The 20789-nt window shown below is 63.5% G+C and carries 20 protein-coding genes; 15 read left to right on the forward strand and 5 right to left on the reverse strand.

What is annotated here, in order from left to right; genetic code table 11:
• Positions 1–133: 133 nt before the first annotated feature.
• Entirely contained in the window at positions 134–1399 is a 1266-nt protein-coding gene (locus ACVOLS_RS04485; RefSeq protein ID WP_481544639.1) for a glutamate carboxypeptidase, read from the forward strand.
• Positions 1400–1623: 224 nt separating this feature from the next.
• Here the strand turns inward: ACVOLS_RS04485 and ACVOLS_RS04490 are convergent, their stop codons facing one another.
• The 4 genes from ACVOLS_RS04490 to ACVOLS_RS04505 form a co-directional block, all read right to left on the reverse strand.
• Positions 1624–2382: an ABC transporter permease gene (locus tag ACVOLS_RS04490; protein WP_481544640.1), complete on the reverse strand. Its 759-nt coding sequence runs from the start codon at positions 2380–2382 to the stop codon at positions 1624–1626.
• Between the two features lie 2 nt (positions 2383–2384).
• On the reverse strand, positions 2385–3203 hold the full coding sequence (locus tag ACVOLS_RS04495; protein ID WP_481544641.1) for an ABC transporter ATP-binding protein: 819 nt from the start codon (positions 3201–3203) through the stop codon (positions 2385–2387).
• Positions 3204–3732: 529 nt separating this feature from the next.
• Complete coding sequence (locus ACVOLS_RS04500; RefSeq protein WP_481544642.1) at positions 3733–4164, reverse strand: CBS domain-containing protein; 432 nt, start codon at positions 4162–4164, stop codon at positions 3733–3735.
• A gap of 592 nt (positions 4165–4756) precedes the next feature.
• Positions 4757–5602, reverse strand: a complete 846-nt coding sequence (locus ACVOLS_RS04505; protein WP_481544643.1) for a universal stress protein — start codon at positions 5600–5602, stop codon at positions 4757–4759.
• Positions 5603–5753: 151 nt separating this feature from the next.
• Between ACVOLS_RS04505 and ACVOLS_RS04510 the strand changes: the two genes are divergently transcribed.
• Positions 5754–6374, forward strand: a complete 621-nt coding sequence (locus ACVOLS_RS04510) for a TetR/AcrR family transcriptional regulator (RefSeq protein ID WP_481544644.1) — start codon at positions 5754–5756, stop codon at positions 6372–6374.
• A gap of 203 nt (positions 6375–6577) precedes the next feature.
• Positions 6578–6904, forward strand: coding sequence for a hypothetical protein (locus ACVOLS_RS04515; RefSeq protein WP_282269085.1), 327 nt, complete (start codon positions 6578–6580; stop codon positions 6902–6904).
• Between the two features lie 44 nt (positions 6905–6948).
• Here the strand turns inward: ACVOLS_RS04515 and ACVOLS_RS04520 are convergent, their stop codons facing one another.
• Positions 6949–7353 (reverse strand): ribonucleotide reductase subunit alpha, encoded by a 405-nt coding sequence (locus ACVOLS_RS04520; RefSeq protein WP_481544645.1) that lies wholly within the window; start codon positions 7351–7353, stop codon positions 6949–6951.
• 195 nt (positions 7354–7548) lie between these two features.
• Here ACVOLS_RS04520 and moaA point away from each other — a divergent pair, with 195 nt between their 5' ends.
• The 12 genes from moaA (at position 7549) to narI (ending at position 20786) form a co-directional block, all read left to right on the forward strand.
• Positions 7549–8529 (forward strand): GTP 3',8-cyclase MoaA, encoded by a 981-nt coding sequence (gene moaA, locus ACVOLS_RS04525; protein WP_481544646.1) that lies wholly within the window; start codon positions 7549–7551, stop codon positions 8527–8529.
• An 8-nt stretch (positions 8530–8537) separates the two neighbouring features.
• Positions 8538–9536: a bifunctional molybdenum cofactor biosynthesis protein MoaC/MoaB gene (gene moaCB, locus ACVOLS_RS04530; protein WP_481544647.1), complete on the forward strand. Its 999-nt coding sequence runs from the start codon at positions 8538–8540 to the stop codon at positions 9534–9536.
• The gene (locus ACVOLS_RS04535; RefSeq protein WP_481544648.1) at positions 9533–10795 is read left to right on the forward strand and encodes a molybdopterin molybdotransferase MoeA; all 1263 of its coding nucleotides are present in this window, start codon (positions 9533–9535) and stop codon (positions 10793–10795) included. Before moaCB ends, ACVOLS_RS04535 begins: the two co-directional genes overlap by 4 nt.
• Positions 10792–11052, forward strand: a complete 261-nt coding sequence (locus ACVOLS_RS04540) for a MoaD/ThiS family protein (RefSeq protein ID WP_481544649.1) — start codon at positions 10792–10794, stop codon at positions 11050–11052. Before ACVOLS_RS04535 ends, ACVOLS_RS04540 begins: the two co-directional genes overlap by 4 nt.
• 1 nt (position 11053) lies before the next feature.
• Positions 11054–11554, forward strand: coding sequence for a molybdenum cofactor biosynthesis protein MoaE (locus tag ACVOLS_RS04545; protein ID WP_481544650.1), 501 nt, complete (start codon positions 11054–11056; stop codon positions 11552–11554).
• Positions 11532–12101 carry a molybdenum cofactor guanylyltransferase gene (gene mobA, locus ACVOLS_RS04550; RefSeq protein ID WP_481544651.1) on the forward strand — a complete coding sequence of 190 codons (570 nt, stop codon included), beginning with the start codon at positions 11532–11534 and terminating at the stop codon, positions 12099–12101. Before ACVOLS_RS04545 ends, mobA begins: the two co-directional genes overlap by 23 nt.
• A complete protein-coding gene (locus ACVOLS_RS04555; RefSeq protein WP_481544652.1) occupies positions 12098–12472 on the forward strand; it encodes a DUF7009 family protein in 375 nt (124 codons plus the stop codon). The genes mobA and ACVOLS_RS04555 overlap by 4 nt, the downstream gene beginning before the upstream one ends.
• A gap of 148 nt (positions 12473–12620) precedes the next feature.
• On the forward strand, positions 12621–14039 hold the full coding sequence (locus ACVOLS_RS04560; RefSeq protein WP_481544653.1) for a NarK family nitrate/nitrite MFS transporter: 1419 nt from the start codon (positions 12621–12623) through the stop codon (positions 14037–14039).
• Between the two features lie 69 nt (positions 14040–14108).
• The gene (locus ACVOLS_RS04565; RefSeq protein WP_481544654.1) at positions 14109–17864 is read left to right on the forward strand and encodes a nitrate reductase subunit alpha; all 3756 of its coding nucleotides are present in this window, start codon (positions 14109–14111) and stop codon (positions 17862–17864) included.
• On the forward strand, positions 17864–19408 hold the full coding sequence (gene narH, locus ACVOLS_RS04570) for a nitrate reductase subunit beta (RefSeq protein WP_481544655.1): 1545 nt from the start codon (positions 17864–17866) through the stop codon (positions 19406–19408). Before ACVOLS_RS04565 ends, narH begins: the two co-directional genes overlap by 1 nt.
• Positions 19405–20085: a nitrate reductase molybdenum cofactor assembly chaperone gene (gene narJ, locus ACVOLS_RS04575; protein WP_481544656.1), complete on the forward strand. Its 681-nt coding sequence runs from the start codon at positions 19405–19407 to the stop codon at positions 20083–20085. The genes narH and narJ overlap by 4 nt, the downstream gene beginning before the upstream one ends.
• A complete protein-coding gene (gene narI, locus ACVOLS_RS04580; protein WP_481544657.1) occupies positions 20082–20786 on the forward strand; it encodes a respiratory nitrate reductase subunit gamma in 705 nt (234 codons plus the stop codon). Before narJ ends, narI begins: the two co-directional genes overlap by 4 nt.
• Positions 20787–20789 lie beyond the last annotated feature (3 nt).

Genomic DNA, 20789 nt, shown 5'->3' on the forward strand with positions numbered 1-20789 from the left:
TCATCTCTCCGCGGGCAACGCCGAGGGGATGCGCAAAACCATGGTTCCAGCGGATGACCAGTCCCTGTGCGCCCGTGCTCTCCATTGCTGCCGTGGCGCTGATAGGCTACGGCAGCAACCATAGGAGCAGGCCATGAGCATTTCACGCACGGCGATTTTCAGCGGTTTGTTGGCTGCAGGGATACTTGGATCGCAGGCGCAGGCAGCGCAGTTGGATGCGCAGCTGCAGGCAGCGGCCACGGCCCAGCAACCGGCGGTGATCGAGACACTGCGCGCGCTGGTGACGGTGGAGTCGGGTTCCACCGATCACGAAGGTGTCGGCAAACTGATGGACTATCTGGACAAGCGACTGCGCGCCCTTGATGCCAAGGTCGAGCGGGTTGCTTCGGCCACCGGCGGCCCGGATCTGGTCCGCGGTACCTTCACCGGCAACGGCAAGTTGCAGGTGATGCTGATCGCCCACGCCGATACTGTCTACGACCGCGGCATCCTTGAGAAGGAACCCTTCCACCAGAAGGGCAACCTGCTGTACGGCCCGGGCATCGCCGACGACAAGGGTGGTATCGCGGTGATCCTGCATTCGCTGGCCCTGCTCAAGGCGCGTGGCTGGAACGATTACGCGACGGTCACCGTGTTGTTCAATCCGGACGAGGAAATCGGCTCGCCGGGCTCGGGCGAAACGATTGCCAAGCTGGCGGACGAGCACGACGTGGTGCTGTCCTTCGAGCCCTCGCCGGCCAAGGCCGTGATCGAAAGCGAAGGCGTGCTGCTCAGTGCCGCCGGCACCTCGCAGGTACGGATGACGGTGCAGGGCCTGTCTGCACATGCAGGTGCGGCACCGGAGCAGGGCCGCAACGCACTCGTCGAGCTGGCACATCAGATCATCCAGACCAAGGACGTCGCCGCCGCCGTGCCCGGCGCGCAGCTCAACTGGACCACCGCCAATGCAGGCACCGCACGCAACCAGATTCCGGAGCGTGCGGAAGTCGGCGGCGATGCGCGGGTGATGCAGGCCGACAGCAATGCCAATCTGTTGGCTGCGCTGCAGGCCAAGGTCAAGGAAAGCCACGCAGTGCCGGATACCACCACCACGGTGACGCTGGAGCCACTGCGCCCGATCTACGTGGCGGGCGAACGTGGCCGGGCGTTGGCGGATCTGGCACAGCAGATCTATGCCGAGCTGGATGGACGCAAGCTGCTGATGCATCCCACCACCAATGGCGGCACCGATGCCGGCTTTGCCGGCCGCTCCGGCCATGCCGCGGTGCTGGAAGGCCTTGGGCTTGCCGGATGGGGCTACCACGCACGCAATGAGTACATCGAGATCGACTCCATACCGCCGCGCCTGTACCTGGCATCACGGATGCTGATCGAGCTCGCCAAGCGCGTACCGAACTGAGGTGACCGGCTCGGCGACATTCACGCCCATGCAGGTAACTGGGTAAACGAGAGAAGCCCACGGCGACGTGGGCTTCTGCTTCTCTGGCGTGGTGATGATCCGGGTGGACCCTGATGCATGGCCATGCGATGGGTATGCAGTTTCCCGCCGTGGTGCATCCCGGATGCATCGCTGCTCGGCGGAAGATGCTGGCAGTTGTGGCCGGCCACGGACAGGTGCGGTTGCTAGGACGCATCGATCCTGGTGAAAGCGCGTACGCACAACGCCAGCGAGCCGGCGAGCAGGCCGGTATACATGCTGAGCGAAGTGGTCAGCGAAAAACTGCCCGGCTGCCCCATCGCCAGTCGGATGAGGTCGACCAGATAGCTCACCGGGTTGAACCTGATGAGAGTCCCGAGAATTGCGGAGTGATCGCCCGCGGGAAGCGGGAACAGCGCGCCGGACAGGAAGATCATTGGCATCAGGATAAAGCTGATGATGACCTGTATGGCTTGGAAGTCCTCGATGACCGCGCCACACAATGCGCCGAGCACCGCGAACAGGAAACCGGTAGCGAAGATCGCGCTTTCCATTTCCAGCAAGGCAAGGCCGCCTGGCCATTGCGCCAGGACCAGATACACCAACCCCAGCACCAGCGAAGCCTGCAGCGCAGCAGTGGTGGCTGCGCCCAGGCACCTGCCGACAACCAGCTGCCAGCGCGGGACCGGTGCCACCAGGGTTTCCTTCAGGAAACCGAACTTGCGGTCCCAGAGTACCGAGAAGCCACTGATGAACGCGGCGATGATCACTGCCATCGCAACCACGCCAGGAGAGAGAAAGCGCGGATAGCTGCTGTAGCCGGCAGCCTGGAACACCTGATCCATGCCCATGCCCATCACCACCAGATAAAGCACGGGCTGGGCCAGGCCGCTGAGGATCTTCCAGCGGCTGCGGCTGAACTTCCTGATATCGCGCAGCCACAGGCCGTAAATGGGCTTGAACATGATCAGCTCGGTTCCTTGCCTGTCATCTGCAGATACGCATCGGTCAGCCCCGTTGTACCGAGCGCGCTGTTCAGCGCATCGATGGTTCCGCTGCCGAGCAGGTGCCCGCGATTGATCAGCGCGAGCGCATCGGCGTTGGCCTCGGCCTCTTCCAGGTAATGCGTGGTGAACACAACGGTGACACCTTCCTCCGCCGAGATGCGCTTGAGGTATGACCAGAGCGTATTCCTGACCTGGGTGTCGAGGCCGACGGTCGGCTCATCCAGGTACAGGATGCGCGGCCGATGAAGCAGGGCCCGCGCGAGCTCGACGCGTCGCTTCTCGCCGCCGGACAGGCCGCGCACCAGCTGGCGTGTACGCGCGGCCATACCTACCAGCTCCAGCAGCGCAGCTGCCCGGTGCCTGGCATCGGCGACGGGCATCGAATGGATCATCGCGTGCAGCTGCAGGTTTTCGTTGACGCTGAGTTCATCGTCCAGCGAATGGTTCTGGAACACAACACCGATCTGGCCCCGCACGCGTGCGGCGTCTTTCACCACATCATGCCCCGCCACCGTGATCGTGCCGGTGCTTGGTTGGGTCAGGGTCGACATCATCCGGATGGACGTTGTCTTGCCGGCGCCATTTGGACCCAGCAAGGCGAAGAAGCTGCCGGCGGCGATGGTCAGCGAGAGATCGGCGACGGCCGTTCTTCCGCGATAGCGCTTTCCAACATGCTTGAACTCAATGATGGGATGGGCTGAGTGAGCACCATCATCTTGCGCCGCTGATAGCAGGATGCTGGCCTTGCCTGGACTGCCAGTGCTCGTTTCCGCTTCCATGTCGGGTAACGCAACCTTGTGGGAGATGGTGGTCGGAGTGAAGGCGATCTGGGCTTGCGCAAGGCCATGGTTTCAACTGCGCGCCTGCCGCCAGAACGCGATATCCGTCGTCAGGATCCAAGTTCAGCCCACACGGAAATACCGCTGTGGAAAGGACCTGCGGATATCGCTGTCAGTTACCGGCATGGCCGTTGAATGTGCAAGTGCAGTGCACGACTGAATGCAGGGCACGGCAACGGGGAAGGCAAGGTACATGCGTTGGTCGGCTGGCATGCATGCGCAGAGTGCGGATACCGTGCAGCAGCGCGGAAATCGCCGGAGCAGCCATCGGCCGGCTTGTCGGCAACGTTTCCCTTGGACTGCCAGGCAGTGCTCTGTGGCCAGCTGAAGGTTGGATCGCGGTCCCCCAAGCTTGCTGAAGGCCGCGATCTGTTGCCGCTATGCGGCGCTTGCAGATACTGTGAGGGTAGTTGAGCCGATGCCTGTGATTGTGTGATGCACAGGCCCAGCGTGAGCGCAGGTGGTTGGCTCAGTGTGCAGCGGTGTAGATGTCCTGCAATACAGCCTTCTCAAGTTCCAGCTCGCTGAGCAGGTTCTTGACGATATCGCCGAGGCTGAGGATGCCAACCAGCTTGGAGCCTTCGGTCACCATCAGGTGGCGGTGACGCGAGTACGTCATCAGTGCCATGGCCTGCTTGAGGCTTGCCTCCGGTGCGATGCCTTCCAGTCCGGTGGAAGGCAGGCTGGAGATCACGCGGCGTCCCGCCTGCGGGCCATCCTCGGCAAGGCTGCGCACGATGTCCTTTTCGGAAATGATGTTCACCGGTGCATCGTCCTTCATCACCACCAGCGCGGCGATCTTGTTCGCGCTCATCTTGTGTGCGGCGGCGCCGATGGTGTCTTCCACGTCGATGGTGACGACGGTTTGTTTCTTGGACTGCAGAAGTTCGCGGACGTTCATTGTTGTTTCCTGGTGCAGGTTACTCAAACGGAATAGTTCGCCTGGCTACCTGTGTGGCGGTAGCCGTAGTGCCGCGATGTCCTCGGCAATTCGATTCTACGAGTCGGCCAGTGCCGATGTATTTGCGTAAATGAGACGGTTTGTCACGGATTTACGGGTGATTCATTCCGCATCGGTTTAGGCGACATGGTTACGTATGACACTGTGCCGGCGGGGTTGTCCTGTGCGCGGTGCGATACGTTCCTGAGCAGTTGTTCGGTGGCTCTTTCGCACTGCACTGGTTCTGCCAGGGACAGCTGTCATTGCGGATCGGGAGTTCAGTTGCGGGCGAATCGCCGCGCTTGCAGAGCGCGTCTTCGCAGCTGAAAAAGCCATCTTCGAAAAGCCGGGAGGCGGGGCTCTACCGCCTCCCGGCGCGGACGTCATCGCGACATTCGCACAGTCCGATGGACTGCAGGACTCCGCGGTCGGGGGAGAGGCCGCGGAGGTATCTCTGCTGAAGGAGAGTCAGCAGAAGATTCTTTTAGCCTGACACACGTGCTTGATCATGCGCGGCAAGCTGTTGATTGATGCACAGATGTGATCGTTGCAGTTACTGGGAAACGAACAGCGGAACGGGAACCTCCGTCAGCAGGGTCCGGGTTACGCCGCCAAACAGCGCTTCACTGAGTTTGGGTCGGCTGTATGCACCGAACACCACCATGTCGCACTGGGCGTGCTTTGCGTGCGCAACGATGACCTCGGCGATGGCGACGCCGGCGGAGGTGACGCGCTGCAGATCGACTTTCACGTGATGTCGGGCGAGATAGGCCGCCATGTCCGCGCCGGGTTCGTCGCCGTGCAACTCGGCCTTGCGCTGCGCATCGATGATCAGCAATGTGACCTCGTCGGCTTTGATGAGCATAGGCATCGCATCGGCGATGGCGCGGCGTGATTGCCGGCTGCCATTCCATGCCACCAACACCTTCTTCCCGACCGGCTTGTCGCCCCAGTCACGCGGCACGATCAGGATCGGGATGCCCGATTGCTGCAGTATCTGTGGCGCGGACCAGGTCAGCGGCGAGGCCGGGATGTTCGGATGGCTGACCACCAGCAGGTCGCAGTACAAGGCGTGCAGTGACGATTCGCTGCTGGACTCCGCATGGGATATCACCCGTAACTCGCCGCTCACCTCATGACGGTTCAAGGCATCGTTCAAGCTCTGCCCGAGTTGGAGCGCACGCGCGGCCATCACCGACTGGTGGCGGACGATCACTTCATGCAGGGCCTCGCCCTTGGCAAAACCTGCCTGCAGGGTGGCCGGCTGCTGGGCCAGGGCGGTGATGCCGATCAGATGCGAGGCATGGCCGCCGGCCAGTCGGGTTGCCGTATCCAGAATCTGTTGGCCGGATTCGCTGGCGTCGAACAGCACCGCAATGTCTTTCAGCAGGGTGGTCATGGGCGTGCTCCGTTGTGCTCGGCTCGGCGGCGGGGAGGCCATCCAAGCGTTCAACCAGAATTAGAATGATCGTTCTAGTTAGAATGATCGTACTACACAACATGGCCGGGGTCATGCGCCAATCCGATCAAGACATCGCCAGGTTCACTTCATGAATGCGAGTAGCAGCGCTGCGGTTGGTCAGGAGAAGGGTGAGGCGCGCCGCCAGCAGGTGCTGGACGCGGCCAGCGTCTGCTTCCGACGCAATGGCTTCCATGGCACCAGCATCGCCAAGATCTCGAAAGCGGCCGGGATGAGCCCGGGGCACATCTATCACTACTTCGAGAACAAGGAAGCCATCGTCGAGGCCATCGCCAAGCGTGAGGAGCAGAACCTCTCCGAGCTGGCCCGCAAGCTGCAGGAAGACGAGAGCGGCGGCAGCCTGGCAACCCGGGTGACGCGGCAGGTCCCCGATTCCGTGGACCGCTGCCTGGATCCCGCGCATCTGGAACTGCAGTTGGAGTTGGCCGCCGAAGCCGCACGTAATCCGGCCATCCAGCGCATCCTTCGGCAATCGGACAAGGTAGTGAGCGGCGAATTCATGGCCTTGTCCAATCGGGTCGGCTTGCCAGAGGGGCTGGACGCGGCCGAGGTTGAGCTGCGGATGAACATGATCTCGGCAATCTTCAACGGCGTGATGGTGCGTGGCGCGGTGGGCGCGGATATCGACCGCAAGCAGGTCAGCCGTCTGGTCGAGAAGCTGGTGCGCTGTCTGCTGGATGACGCGGATTGAAGAGGGCTGGCGAGGTGCCCCGCCCGAGCACTGCCGGGAAACCCGGCATGGCAGCATCCGGATGCCGGCTATGTGCTGGCGCGGCAAGCTTGCTGATCGGGCAAGGCGATAGCACTTACCGCGATGACTGCCAGCGGATTTGACCCGCCCGCTTGGCAGGTGCAAGCTCGGGTACAGTGCTGCGCAACTCAGGAGTCCCGATCATGACTGCTGTCGGTTCGATGAGTACCCCGGGCGACAAGTCGCCGCCCTCACATTTGTGGCGTGTGTTCTGGCTGCAGGGGGTGATCCCCAGCAATCTGTTATGGGCCGCGGCGCTATGGGCGCTGATGCAAGGCAGGACCAGCCTGCTGCTCGGCCTGTTTGCCGTCTTGCTGCTCTACACCGGTTGGATCATCCCCACGGTGTGGCGGGCCGCGCCCAGCGCGCACAACCCCAACTATGGTTTGGCCGCACGCGGCCTCACCGTGGCGTGGGGGCTGAACACCGTGCTGGTGATCTTCTTCCTGTTGCTGCAGCTTGCGACCTGAGCGGGGTGCCAGCTGGCAACGCTGCGTGCTGCCGGAACTGCGCGCTAGTAGAACTGCACCGGCGCGCCGTCGCGGTCAAACGCGGCGAAGCGGCTGATCTGACCATCGTTGACGGCATTGACCATCAGGCGCAGCGGCTGCGCGGCTTCATCACTGGAGGGAGCAATGCCGGCGCGGCCATCCAGCGAGGCGACGAATACCAGGTCCCAGGCCAAGCCGGTGTTGGCAGATTCGGCGGCAAGTGCGGCAAACGAGGCGATTTCCTGCGGGGCCTTGTCCACGCACAGCACCGGGCTCAGGGTGCCACCTTCACCGCTGTCATGGCGGGCATGTTGATCGGCGGTCGGGGATTCAGGCAGGTCGGCTTTGACGAACACGAACAACAGGCGTTGTGGCTCGGTCTGCTCCGAAGCGGCACGCAGTAGATCGTCGAAATCACTCAGCATCATGATTGTTTTCACAAGGAGGAAGCCATTGAGAAGCCATGCTGCCACAGCTGACCAGGGTCTGGCTGGGGTCTGAATTGATTTAAGTCATGCCATCGTCGCAATGCCCCGCGTAGGCTGGCAGCCTGTCAACAAAGGCGAGGGCATCCCGGCATGCCGGGCGAGCGTGCAAACGTGGAGTCACAAGGTGAAACAGCCATGAGCCAACTCACCGACGGCTTCGGTCGCAGCTTTCCATACCTGCGTCTGTCGCTGACCGAGGCCTGCAACTTCCGTTGCAGCTACTGCCTGCCCGACGGTTATCAGGCCGATGGCCGGCCGCAGTTCATGGTGGTGGATGAGATCGAACGGCTGGTGCGCGGGTTTGCTGCGCTGGGCATGCACAAGATCCGCCTGACCGGCGGCGAGCCCAGCCTGCGCAAGGACCTGCCGCAGATCATCGCTACCGTGGCGCAGGTGCCGGGTATCCGCAAAGTGGCCATCACCACCAATGGCTGCCTGCTGCCGCGGCATCTGCCCGGCTGGCACCGCGCCGGGCTCACTGCGCTCAATGTCAGCATGGACAGCCTGCAGCGTGATCGCTTCCACGCCATCACCGGCCACGATCGGCTGCCCGAGATCATGGAAGGTCTCAACCTGGCGCAGGCCCTGGGCCTGCAGTCGATCAAGCTCAATGCGGTGTTGCTGCGCGGCCTCAACGATGACGAGCTGCCGGCGTGGATGGAATTCCTGCGCGAGCGCCCAATCAGTGTGCGTTTCATCGAGCTGATGCGCACCGGTGACAACCGCGAGTACTACGAGCGCCATCACCTGCGCGCCGACGTGGTGATCGAACAGCTGCTGGCTGCCGGTTGGAGTGAGCGCAAGCGCGTCGCCGATGCCGGCCCAGCACGTGAGTTCAGCCACCCGGATTACCGCGGCAGCATCGGCATCATCGCCCCGTATTCAAAGGATTTCTGCAAAGGCTGCAATCGCCTGCGGGTTACTGCGCGCGGCGACCTGCGCCTGTGCCTGTTCGGTGACTTCGGCGTGGCGCTGCGCCCGCTGCTGCAGTCCGACGATGACCAGGATGCGCTGCTGGCGCGCATCACCACCCAGCTTGGGCTCAAGGCGGCCGGGCATGGACTGCACTTCGGCCAGACCGGGCTTACCCCGCACCTGGCCTCGATTGGAGGATGAAACAAGCAATGAGTGGGCAGATAAGTGCGGCATTCCATATGGCCGATGTACGCGACAAACGCATCACCCGCCGTCGCGCGGTGGCGGTGGGTGAACTGATCGCCGGGCCTGTTGCCTATCCATTGATCGTCGAGCGCCGCCTGCCCAAGGGTGATGCGCTGGTGATGGCTGAGATTGCCGGTCTGCAAGGCGCAAAGATGGCCTCGGCATTGATGCCGATGTGTCACCCGCTGCCGTTGGAGCTGGTGCGCGTGTACTGCGCGCCGGTGCCGGAACGGCTGGCGATCCGGGTCTGGTGCGAGTGCGCCAGCGAAGCGCGTACCGGCGTCGAGATGGAAGCGCTGGCCGGCGTCAATGCCGCCCTGCTGACCTTGTACGACCTGAGCAAGCCGGTCGAGCCGGCACTGGAAATCAGTGCCATCCGCCTGCTGTTCAAGGAAGGCGGCAAGAGTGGCGTGTGGACACACCCGCAAGGCATGGATGCCGGCGAGCTTGAACGTTTCCGCCCGCGTCCGCCCAAGACTCTGGGCGCGGCGCGCTGTGCGGTGATCACCCTCAGTGACCGCGCAAGCCGCGGCGACTATGTCGACGAATCCGGGCCGGTGCTGGTCAAGGGCCTGCAGGCCTTGGGCGGTGAGGTGGTCAGCAATGAAGTATTGGCAGACGGCATCGAGCCCTTGGTCGCGCGCCTGCGCGCGCTGGCCGCCGACGGTGTGCGCCTCTGCCTGTGCACTGGCGGTACTGGCCTGGGCCCGCGTGATCTGACGCCCGAGGCCTTGCAGGCATTGGGTGGACGCCCGGTGCCCGGACTGGCACAGATGCTGCGCGGGCTCAGTGCCCAGCACACACCGATGGCCTGGCTGAGCCGCGCAGAAGTCGTGCAACTGGACGATCTGCTGGTCATCGCCCTGCCAGGCAGCCCGCGCGCCGCCGCACAGTGCATGAACATCCTCACCCCCGTGCTCGGCCATGCGCTGGCAATGATGGACGGGGGCACGCACGCATGATCAGTTATGCGCAGGCGCTGCAGCAGTTGCTGGCGGCCGCACCGGCGGCGCGCAGTGAACAGGTTTCCATCGATGCGGCCGCCGAACGGATACTGGCCGCACCGGTAAACAGCGCGCAGGACCTGCCGCCGTTCGACAACGCTGCGATGGACGGCTTCGCGCTGTGCGCGAACGGGCAACCGGTGGCAGCGGGCAGCGTGCTGCGGGTGCAGGGTTGGCAGGCCGCAGGCGACACCGCCGCTGCAGACGGCGATTCCGCACAGGCCTGGGAAATCATGACTGGCGCACGCATGCCGTCGGGTCTGGACAGCGTGGTGCCGATCGAACAGGTCGAGGTGCTGGAGGCCGTGGAAGGCCGTCCCACCCGCGTGCGCCTGCAGGCAACGGTGAAGCCCGGCCAGCATGTACGACTGCGCGGCCAGGATGTAGAACAGGGCGAAACCGTGCTCGCTGCGGGTTCGGCCCTGGACGTCAATGCGATGACCTTGCTGCATGCACTCGGCGTTGCCACGGTGCAGGTACAACAACAGCCGCAGGTTGCGGTGATCAGCACCGGCAAGGAGTTGATCAGCGATGCGACCGCAGAGCTGCAGTCCGGGCAGATACGCGACAGCAATCGCCCGTTCCTGGTCAGCCGCCTGCGTGCTGCAGGTGCGGACGTGGTCTGGAACGGCGTGGTCAGTGATGACGTTGCCGCCTTTGATGCCGCTCTGGATTCAGCGCTGGCTGCGGGTGCGCGGGTAGTGCTGAGTACCGGCGCGGTATCGCAGGGCCGCTACGATTTCATTCCCGATGCGCTGCGTGCGCGCGGTGCCGAGATCATTTTCCACAAGGTCGCGATCCGCCCGGGAAAACCGCTGCTGTTCGCGCGGCTGGCCGATGGCACGTTGTATTTCGGCCTGCCGGGTAACCCGATTTCTGCCGCGGTTGGGCTGCGTTTCTTCGTCGAGCCGGTGCTGCGAAAGATGCTTGGCCTCGCAGAAGAATATGTATTGCAGTTGCCACTGCAGGCCGACGTGCGCAAGCCGCCGGGCCTGCGTTTCCATGCGCGCGCACGCGTGCAGGCCGATGCAAGTGGGCAGCTGAGCGTGCGTGTGCTGGCCGGGCAGGAGTCCTTCCGCCTCAAGACCATGCTGCGCGCCAATGCGTGGGTGGTGCTGGAGGGTGACGATGATCTGGCCACCGCCGGCAGTCTGGTACGTGTACAGGGCTGGGGCCACCGCGAACCGGTGCAGCTCAGCCCGCAGGAGATGTCATGAAAGAGATAGTGGTGCAGCTGTTTGGGGCGTTTTCGGAGCTGGACCCGCAGCGCGAGCTCAGTGTGCCGGTCGAAGGCGGGCAGGTCATCGACCTGCGCAGGGCGCTGCGCGCATTGCTGCAGCAGCGCTACCCGCAGTTCCGTGCCGGCCTGGTCGATTACTCGGCATTCGCCGACGAACAACGCGTATTGCGCGACAACGATGTGCTGCCCGGCGACGGGCGGGTGGCGATCCTGCCACCGGTAAGTGGAGGCTGAGATGAGCTTCGAAAGTGTATGGAAAGTGGTGGACCGTGCCGATGCGGCGATTGATCCTGCGAAAGGCATCGCCGCCGTATCCGAGCCGGGTTTTGGCGGCATCGATGTCTTCATCGGCAAGGTGCGTGATCTGAACCAGGGCCGGCCGGTGCTGGGCATCACCTATGACCTGTTCGAGCCGCTGGTATTGAATGAGTTCCAGCGGCAGATTGCCGAAATCACCGCCGACTTCGGCCCACGCATCAAACTGTACGTGGCACATGCCAAAGGCAGACTGGCAGTCGGTGATGTCGCCGTGGTGGTAGCCGCTGGCAGCCCGCACCGTGATGAGGCGTTCCGCGCCTGCCGGCAGTTGATCGAGGGGGTGAAGCACCGTTCGCCGATCTGGAAGCAGGAGCATTACCAGGACGGCGACAGCGAGTGGAGCGAGGGCTGCAGCCTGTGCCAACCCGACACCGAGCACGCGCACATCGACGGACATGTCCACGACCACTCGCATTGAGCCGGCGCCGGTGGCCGGCATCGTGCTGGCCGGCGGGCTGTCCAGCCGCATGGGCCAGGACAAGGCGCTGCTGCGGTGGCGTGGGCGCACGCTGCTCGAACACAGTTGTGCGCTGCTGAGTGCACTTGGTGCCCATCCCGTAAAGGTGAGTGGCGACTATCCAGGCTTCGATTCGGTACCCGATGTGGTGCCGCGCTGCGGCCCGCTGGGCGGCCTGCACAGCGTGGTGGAAACCCTGGATGACGGGCCTGCATGGGTAGTGCCGGTGGATATGCCCTTGTTGGATGTGACATTGCTGCGACAGCTGGCTGGGGCGGGAGCCGCGTCGTGTGCAACTTTTTGCGGGGAACCGGTGCCGATGTACTTGAACATCGACGGCACTTGTCGCAGTCTGCTGTATGAAATGGTCACGGGTACAGACGGGCCACGCTCGCTACGGATGTTCCAACGCCGCCTCGGTGGCCTGGAGCTGCCGCTGCCAGCCGGTGCCGAAGCCCGCCTTGTGAACTGCAATACCCCCCGCGAATGGGAGGAAGTTGCGTCATGAAAGTCCAGATCCAGTCGCAGTCGCTACGGCTGCGCATTGATGAAAGCGAGCTGGCACGCCTGCTCGCTGGCGAGGTGCTGGAGAACCAGACCTGGCTTGGCACGCCCGGAGCCCTGTCGCAGCGCTTGCAGCTGCACGACATGGCGGAGGCGCTGCTGGATGGCGATGCAACCACGTTGATGATCAAGCTGCCGCGCGAAGACGTGCTGGCGCTGCAGGCGCGTCTGCCATGCCGTGACGGCCTGGGTTTCATGCTGCCAACGCAGGCACTGCCGCCGCTGCAGCTTCAATTTGATGTGGATGTGCGTGACAGCGTGCGTCAACGCGGCGTGCAGCGCCGCAATCCGGCCGACGCCGTAAGCATCAGTTGATATTTGTCAGGTAGTCGGTGCGAGAGCGCCGTTGGATTGATCAAGATCAAGACTGCCCCAGGGGGCGCCGGGCCTAATGACGCCGTGGCGACTGGGCAAGCAACAGCACAGCAAGCCAGCGCCGTATCAAACAGCCTTGGAGCGATGCATGAGTGCCAGTCGCGATGTAGCAAAGCAGAGCAGTTCCGGTCCCGGTCGCGTCATCAACGATTGGAGGCCGGAGGATCCTGATTACTGGGAACGCACCGGCAAGAAGGTCGCCACCCGCAATCTGGTCATATCGATACCGTCACTGCTGCTGGCGTTCTCGGTATGGGTGCTGTTCTCGGCAGTGACCATCAGCCTGCCCAAGATCGGTTTCGCCTTCACCACCGATCAGCTGTTCTGGCTGGTGGCCCTGCCCAGCCTGTCCGGCGCCACGCTGCGCATCTTCTATTCCTTCGTGATCCCGATCTTCGGTGGCCGCCGCTGGACCGCATTGTCGACCGCATCCTTGCTGCTGCCGACCTTGTGGCTGGGCTTTGCGGTGCAGAACCCGGCCACGCCGTATTGGGTGTTCGTGCTGATCGCCATCCTCTGTGGCTTCGGCGGCGCCAACTTCTCCTCGTCGATGTCCAACATCTCGTTCTTTTATCCCAAGCAGCGCCAGGGCATGGCGCTGGGTTTGAATGCAGGCCTGGGCAATGTCGGCGTATCGGTGTCGCAGGCGGTGGTGCCGCTGGTGATCAGCGTCGGCGTGTTTGGCGCCATGGGCGGCGCACCGCAAGCGGTGGCCGACGGCGGCGCTCCCCTGTTCGTGCAGAACGCCGGTTTCATCTGGGTGCCGTTCATTGCCTTCTTCGCGATCGCCGCCTGGTTCGGCATGAATGACCTGACCAGCGCTCGCTCCTCGTTCTCCGAGCAGGCGGTGATCTTCCGCCGCAAGCACAACTGGCTGATGTGCTGGTTGTACATCGGCACCTTCGGTTCCTATATCGGCTTCTCGGCCGGCTTCCCGATGCTGGTCAAGAGCCAGTTCCCGGATGTGAATCCACTGGCCTATGCCTTCATCGGCCCGCTGCTGGGCGCACTGATGCGCTCGGTGGGCGGCAGCATGGCCGACCGCTGGGGTGGCGCACGCCTGACCTTCTGGGTGTTCGCGTTGATGATCGCAGCGGTGTTCGGCGTGCTGCACTTCCTGCCGAGCAATGGCCAGGGCGGCAACTTCGTTGGCTTCCTGCTCTCGTTCATGGCCTTGTTCGTGCTCAGCGGCATCGGCAACGGCACCACCTTCCGGATGATCCCGGTGATCTTCCGCACCCTGCACGAGCGCCTGTCGGCCAATGAAGGTGCCGAAGGCAAGAAGGCTGCTGCCCACCAGGCCAGCATCGAATCCGCTGCCGTTGTCGGCTTCTCCGGCGCCATCGGTGCCTACGGCGGCTTCTTCATCCCCAAGAGTTACGGCTCTTCCATCACCTTGACCGGCAGCCCGGACATGGCGCTGTACGGCTTCATTGCGTTCTACATCACCTGCCTGGTCGTGACCTGGTGGTGGTACTACCGGCGCGGGGCTGAAACCCCCTGCTGAGTTACACACGCACCGCAGCCAGATTCCACACATAGCCACGATGCAGCAGTTTGCGAACGGAGATTCACCATGAGCTATTTCCTTGATCGCTTGCAGTTCTTCAAGCGGGATCCACAACCCTTTGCCGATGGCCACGGGTTCAGCAAGAGCGAAGGGCGGGACTGGGAAAACAGTTATCGCGCCCGTTGGCAGTACGACAAGATCGTACGCTCCACCCACGGCGTGAACTGCACCGGCTCCTGCAGCTGGAAGATCTACGTCAAGAACGGCCTGGTCACCTGGGAAACCCAGCAGACCGACTACCCGCGCACCCGCCCGGACCTGCCCAATCACGAACCACGCGGCTGCCCGCGTGGTGCCAGCTATTCCTGGTACCTGTACAGCGCCAACCGGCTGAAGTACCCGCTGATCCGCGGCACCTTGCTGCGCATGTGGCGGCAGGCCCGCAAGACCATGTCACCGGTCGAGGCCTGGGCCAGCATCGTGCAGGACCCGGCCAAGTCCCGCGAGTACAAGCGTCGGCGCGGCATGGGCGGTTTCGTTCGATTGAACTGGGACGAGGCCAACGAGATCATCGCCGCCTCCAACCTCTACACCACCAAGGAATACGGCCCGGACCGCATCGTCGGCTTCTCACCGATTCCGGCAATGTCGATGGTGTCCTACGCTGCCGGTGCGCGCTATCTGTCGCTGCTCGGTGGTGCCTGTCTGTCCTTCTACGATTGGTACTGCGATCTGCCGCCGGCCTCGCCGCAGGTGTGGGGCGAGCAGACCGATGTGCCGGAATCGGCCGATTGGTACAACAGCCGCTACATCATCGCCTGGGGCTCGAACGTGCCGCAGACGCGCACGCCCGACGCGCACTTCTTCACCGAGGCGCGTTACAACGGCACCAAGACGGTGTCGATTTGTCCCGACTATTCCGAGCTGGCCAAGCTCACCGACCATTGGCTGCATCCCAAGCAGGGTACCGATGCCGCACTGGCATTCGCCTTCGGCCACGTGATCCTGCGCGAGTTCCACGTCGACACGCCTTCGCAATACTTCCAGGACTACTGCCGCCAGTACTCGGACATGCCGATGCTGGTGCGCGTCGAGCGCCGCGCCGATGGCCGCCTGGTACCGGGCCACTTCTTGCGCGCCAGCGAGCTGGGCGGGCTGGGCGAGAGCAACAACCCCGAATGGAAGACGCTGGCGTTCGACGAGAACAGCGGCGACATCACCGTGCCGAATGGCTCGGTCGGCTTCCGCTGGGGCGAGAAGGGCAAGTGGAACATCGAGGAAAAGGCCAGCGATGGCCATGACACGCGCCTGCGCCTGAGCCTGGCCGATATCCACGATGGCATCGAGGCGGTGAGCTTCCCATACTTCGGCGGCATCGAGAGCGACGGCTGGACCGCCGCACCGGCCGAGGAAGTGCTGGAGCGCAATATCCCGCTGCGCCGCCTGCAGTTGGCTGATGGTGGCGAAGCGCTGGTGGCCACGGTCTACGACCTGCTGCTGGCGCAGTACGGTGTTGATCGTGGCTTCGGCGGCGGCAATGTCGCCAAGAGCTTCGATGACAACGTGCCGGGCACTCCCGCTTGGCAGGAGCGCATCACCGGCGTGTCACGCGCCGAGGTGATCGAAATTGCCCGTGAGTTCGCCCGCACCGCCGACAAGACCCATGGTCGCAGCATGATCATCGTCGGCGCCGGCATGAACCACTGGTTCCACAACGACATGAACTACCGCGGCCTGATCAACATGCTGGTCATGTGCGGCTGCGTGGGCCAGACCGGTGGTGGCTGGGCGCATTACGTGGGCCAGGAAAAGCTGCGCCCGCAGACCGGCTGGCAGCCGCTGGCCTTCGGCCTGGACTGGAGCCGCCCGCCGCGGCAGATGAACGGCACCTCGTTCTTCTACTTCAACACCGGGCAGTGGCGTTACGAGAAGCTGCAGGTGGACGAACTGCTGTCACCGCTGGCCGATGCTTCCAAATACAGCGGCAGCCTGGCCGACCTCAACCTGCGCGCGGTGCGCATGGGCTGGTTGCCGAGTGCACCGCAGCTGGACCGCAATCCGTTGCAGCTGGTGCGCGAGGCCGAACAGGCCGGCATCGCACCGGCCGACTATGCGCTGTCCAAGTTCAAGGACGGCTCGCTGGATTTCGCTTTCGCCGATCCGGATGCCGCGCAGAATCACCCGCGCATGATGTTCATCTGGCGCTCCAACCTGCTCGGTTCCTCCGGCAAGGGCCACGAGTACATGCTGCGGCATCTGCTCGGCACGCGTCATGGCCTGCAGGGCAAGGACCTGGGCGAGATGGGCGCGGTCAAACCCGAGGACGTGAAGTGGCATGACGAAGCCCCGGAAGGCAAGCTCGACCTGCTGGTGACGCTGGATTTCCGCATGTGCACCACGGCGCTGTACTCGGACATCGTGCTGCCGACCGCCACCTGGTACGAGAAGGACGACCTCAACACCTCGGACATGCATCCGTTCATCCACCCGCTGTCCAAGGCGGTGGACCCGGCCTGGGAATCGCGCAGCGACTGGGAGATCTTCAAGGGCGTCGCTCGTACGCTCAGCGACATGGCACCGGGCGTGCTCGGTGTCGAGAAGGATCTGGTGCTGGTACCGACCCTGCACGACACGCCCAACGAACTGGGCATGCCGTTCGGCGTCGCCGATTGGAAGAAGGGCCAGTGCGAGGCCATCCCCGGCAAGACCATGCCGAGCATGGCGGTGGTCGAGCGCGACTACCCCAATCTCTACCGTAAGTTCACCTCGCTGGGGCCGCTGCTGGACAAGCTCGGCAACGGCGGCAAGGGCATGAGCTGGGATACCAAGCACGAGGTGGAATTCCTCGGCAAGCTCAACCACACCGTGCTGGAGGACGGCATCAGCAAGGGTCGCCCGTCCATCGACACGGCGATCGATGCCTGCGAAGTGGTGCTGCACCTGGCACCGGAAACCAATGGCCATGTCGCGGTCAAGGCCTGGGAGTCGCTGGGCACCTTCACCGGCCGCGAGCATACCCATCTGGCGCTGGGCAAGGAACACGAAGCGATCCGCTTCCGTGACATCCAGGCGCAGCCGCGCAAGATCATTTCCTCGCCGATCTGGTCCGGGCTGGAAGACGACAACGTCAGCTACAACGCTGGCTACACCAACGTGCACGAGTTGATCCCGTGGCGCACCATCACCGGCCGCCAGCAGTTCTACCAGGATCACGAGTGGATGATCGACTTCGGTGAGGCCTTCATGAGCTACCGCCCACCGGTCAATACACGCACGGTGGAGCCGCTGCTCAACAAGCGCCAGAACGGCAACAAGGAGATCGTGCTGAACTGGATTACCCCGCACCAGAAGTGGGGCATCCACAGCACCTACAGCGACAACCTGATCATGCAGACCTTGTCGCGTGGTGGTCCCATCGTCTGGTTGAGCGAGGACGATGCACGCAACGCCGGCATCGAGGACAACGACTGGATCGAGCTGTTCAACGTCAACGGTGCGATTGCCGCGCGTGCGGTGGTCAGCCAGCGCGTGATGCCGGGCATGGCGATGATGTACCACGCCCAGGAACGCATCATCAACGTGCCGGGCTCGGAGATCTCCGGCACCCGCGGCGGCATCCACAACTCGGTGACCCGCATCGTGCTCAAGCCCACCCACATGATCGGCGGCTACGCGCAGCTGGCCTGGGGCTTCAACTACTACGGTACCTGCGGTACCAACCGCGATGAGTTCGTGATCGTGCGCAAGATGGACAAGATCGATTGGCTGGATGACGAGCAATCAAACTCGAATGCCTCGGGCGCCGCGCGGGAGGTGGTGTGATGAAAGTACGTGCCCAGATTGCGATGGTGTTGAACCTGGACAAGTGCATCGGCTGCCACACCTGCTCGATCACCTGCAAGAACGTGTGGACCTCGCGCGAAGGCGTGGAGTACGCCTGGTTCAACAACGTCGAGACCAAGCCCGGCATCGGTTACCCCAAGGAATGGGAAAACCAGGAGAAGTGGAACGGTGGTTGGGTGCGCAACGGCAGCGGCAAGCTGGTGCCGCGCGCCGGTGGCCGCTGGCGCATGCTGGCCAAGATCTTCTCCAACCCCGACCTGCCGCAGATCGACGACTACTACGAGCCGTTCGACTTCGATTACCAGCACCTGCACGACGCGCCCGAGCTGAAGCACCAGCCGACCGCGCGTCCACGCTCGCTGCTGACCGGCCAGCGCATGGAGAAGATCGAGTGGGGCCCGAACTGGGAGGAAATCCTCGGTACCGAGTTCTCCAAGCGTTCGCGCGATTACAACTTCGACAAGGTGCAGAAGGAGATCTACGGCGCCTTCGAAAAGACCTTCATGATGTACCTGCCGCGCCTGTGCGAGCACTGCCTCAACCCGGCCTGTGTCTCGGCGTGCCCGTCCGGTGCGATCTACAAGCGCGAGGAAGACGGGATCGTGCTGATCGACCAGGACAAGTGCCGTGGCTGGCGCATGTGCGTGTCGGCCTGCCCGTACAAGAAGATCTATTACAACTGGAAGAGCGGCAAGTCCGAGAAGTGCATCTTCTGCTACCCGCGCATCGAGATGGGCGAGCCCACCGTGTGTTCGGAAACCTGCGTGGGTCGCATCCGCTACCTGGGGGTGATGCTGTACGACGCCGACCGCATTGCTGAAGCCGCATCGGTGGCAGCGGAGAAGGACCTGTACCAGTCGCACCTGGACATCTTCCTGGACCCGTTCGACCCGGCGGTGATCGCCGCCGCGCGTGCCGAAGGCATCCCCGACAGCTGGCTGGAATCGGCCAAACAGTCGCCGGTCTACAAGCTGGCCATCGACTGGAAGCTGGCGCTGCCGCTGCACCCGGAATATCGCACCTTGCCGATGGTCTGGTACGTGCCGCCGTTGTCGCCGATTCAATCGGCGGCCGAGCGTGGCCACGTTGGCATGAGCGGTGAACTGCCGGATATCGCCTCGCTGCGTATCCCGGTGCGTTACCTGGCCAATCTGCTGACGGCAGGTGACGAAGCGCCTGTCATCCGCGCACTCGAGCGTTTGATGGCGATGCGCGCTTGGCGCCGTGGCAAGAACGTGGACGGCGTGGAAGACATGCGCGTGCTCGAACAGGTTGGTTTGACTCCGGCGCAGGTGGAAGAGATGTACCGCTACCTGGCCATTGCCAACTACGAGGACCGCTTCGTCATTCCGAGTGCGCACCGTGAGTACGCCAATGACGCCTTCGGCGAACGCGGCGGTTGCGGCTTCACCTTTGGCAATGGTTGCAACGGCGATAGCCCGGCCGACCTGTTCACCCAGCGCAAGAGCACCACCTTTGCGGTGCATCCCAATCGCCAGCACCGGCACGAGGTGACGAAATGAGTGTGCTCAAGCTGATTGGTGTCCTGCTGGACTATCCGCGTGACGAGCTTTGGCAGCATGGCGAGGAGCTGCTCGAGGCCTGCGACGATCCGGCGCTGTCGCCGGCCCGTCGCGGGCAGTTGCAGACCTTCGTTCGTGACCTGCTGGCCAGCGACCCGCTGGACGCGCAGGACCGCTGGCTGGCCACTTTCGACCGTGGCCGCTCGATGAGCCTGCTGGTGTTCGAACACATCCACGGCGAATCACGTGACCGCGGCCAGGCCATGGTCGACCTGATCGAAGCCTATCGCAAGAACGGTTTCGAGCTGGATGCGCGGGAGCTGCCGGACTACCTGCCGCTGTTGCTGGAATACCTCTCGCACCGGCCGCAGGCCGAGGCCAAGGACTGGCTGCACCACATCGGCCATATCGCCGGCATGCTCGCCGCACGCGCCGCCGAGCGTGGGCTGCCGCATGCAGTGTTGCTGGAGATCCTGGTCGAGGCAGGCGAGGGCAAGGTGAATCTGGCCGTGCTGCGCCAGCGCGCAAGCGAGGAAGTGCGCGACGACACCGTCGAAGCCATGGACCAGCTGTGGGAAGAAGAAGCGGTGCGCTTCGGTGCCGATGCGCCTTCGCAGGAATGTGATCCACCCCATCGTTCACCGGCACGCGCGCAGCCGCGGGAGATCCAGCCATGAATTACCTCAATCAGTTCGCCTTCCAGTTCTATCCCTACATCGCGGTGGCGGTGCTGTTGATCGGCAGCTGGGCGCGCTATGACAAGGCCATGTACAGCTGGCGCACCGGCTCCACCCAGTTGTTGTCCGACCGTGGCATGCGCTTTGGCAGCAACTGTTTCCACATCGGCATCATCGCCATCCTCGGCGGTCACTTCGTCGGCCTGCTGACCCCGCATGCGCTGTACGAGCCCTTCATCACTTCCTCGCAGAAGCAGTTGCTGGCGATGGTGGTTGGCGGCTTCTTCGGCGCGCTGTGCTTCGTCGGCATCACCATCCTGCTGGTGCGTCGCCTGACCAATGCGCGGGTACGTGCGATCGGCAGCTTCGGTGACACGCTGGTGCTGGTGCTGCTGTTCGCCCAGCTCTGCCTAGGCCTGTACAGCATCAAGGTCTCCGCCGGCCATCTCGATGGCGGCGTGATGGTGATGCTGGCCGAGTGGGCGCAGCACATCGTCACCTTCCGTGCCGGTGCGGCCGACTATGTAGAAGGCGTGCATTGGGTTTACAAGGCGCACATCTTCCTCGGCCTGACGCTGGTGTTGATCGCCCCGTTCACCCGTCTGGTGCATGTGTGGAGCGTGCCGATCAGCTACCTGTGGCGGCCATACCAGGTGGTGCGTCGTCGCCAGGCCACGCTGCGCTACGGTCCGTGGGAGTAACTC

This window comes from Stenotrophomonas sp. STEN038, from assembly GCF_056759895.1.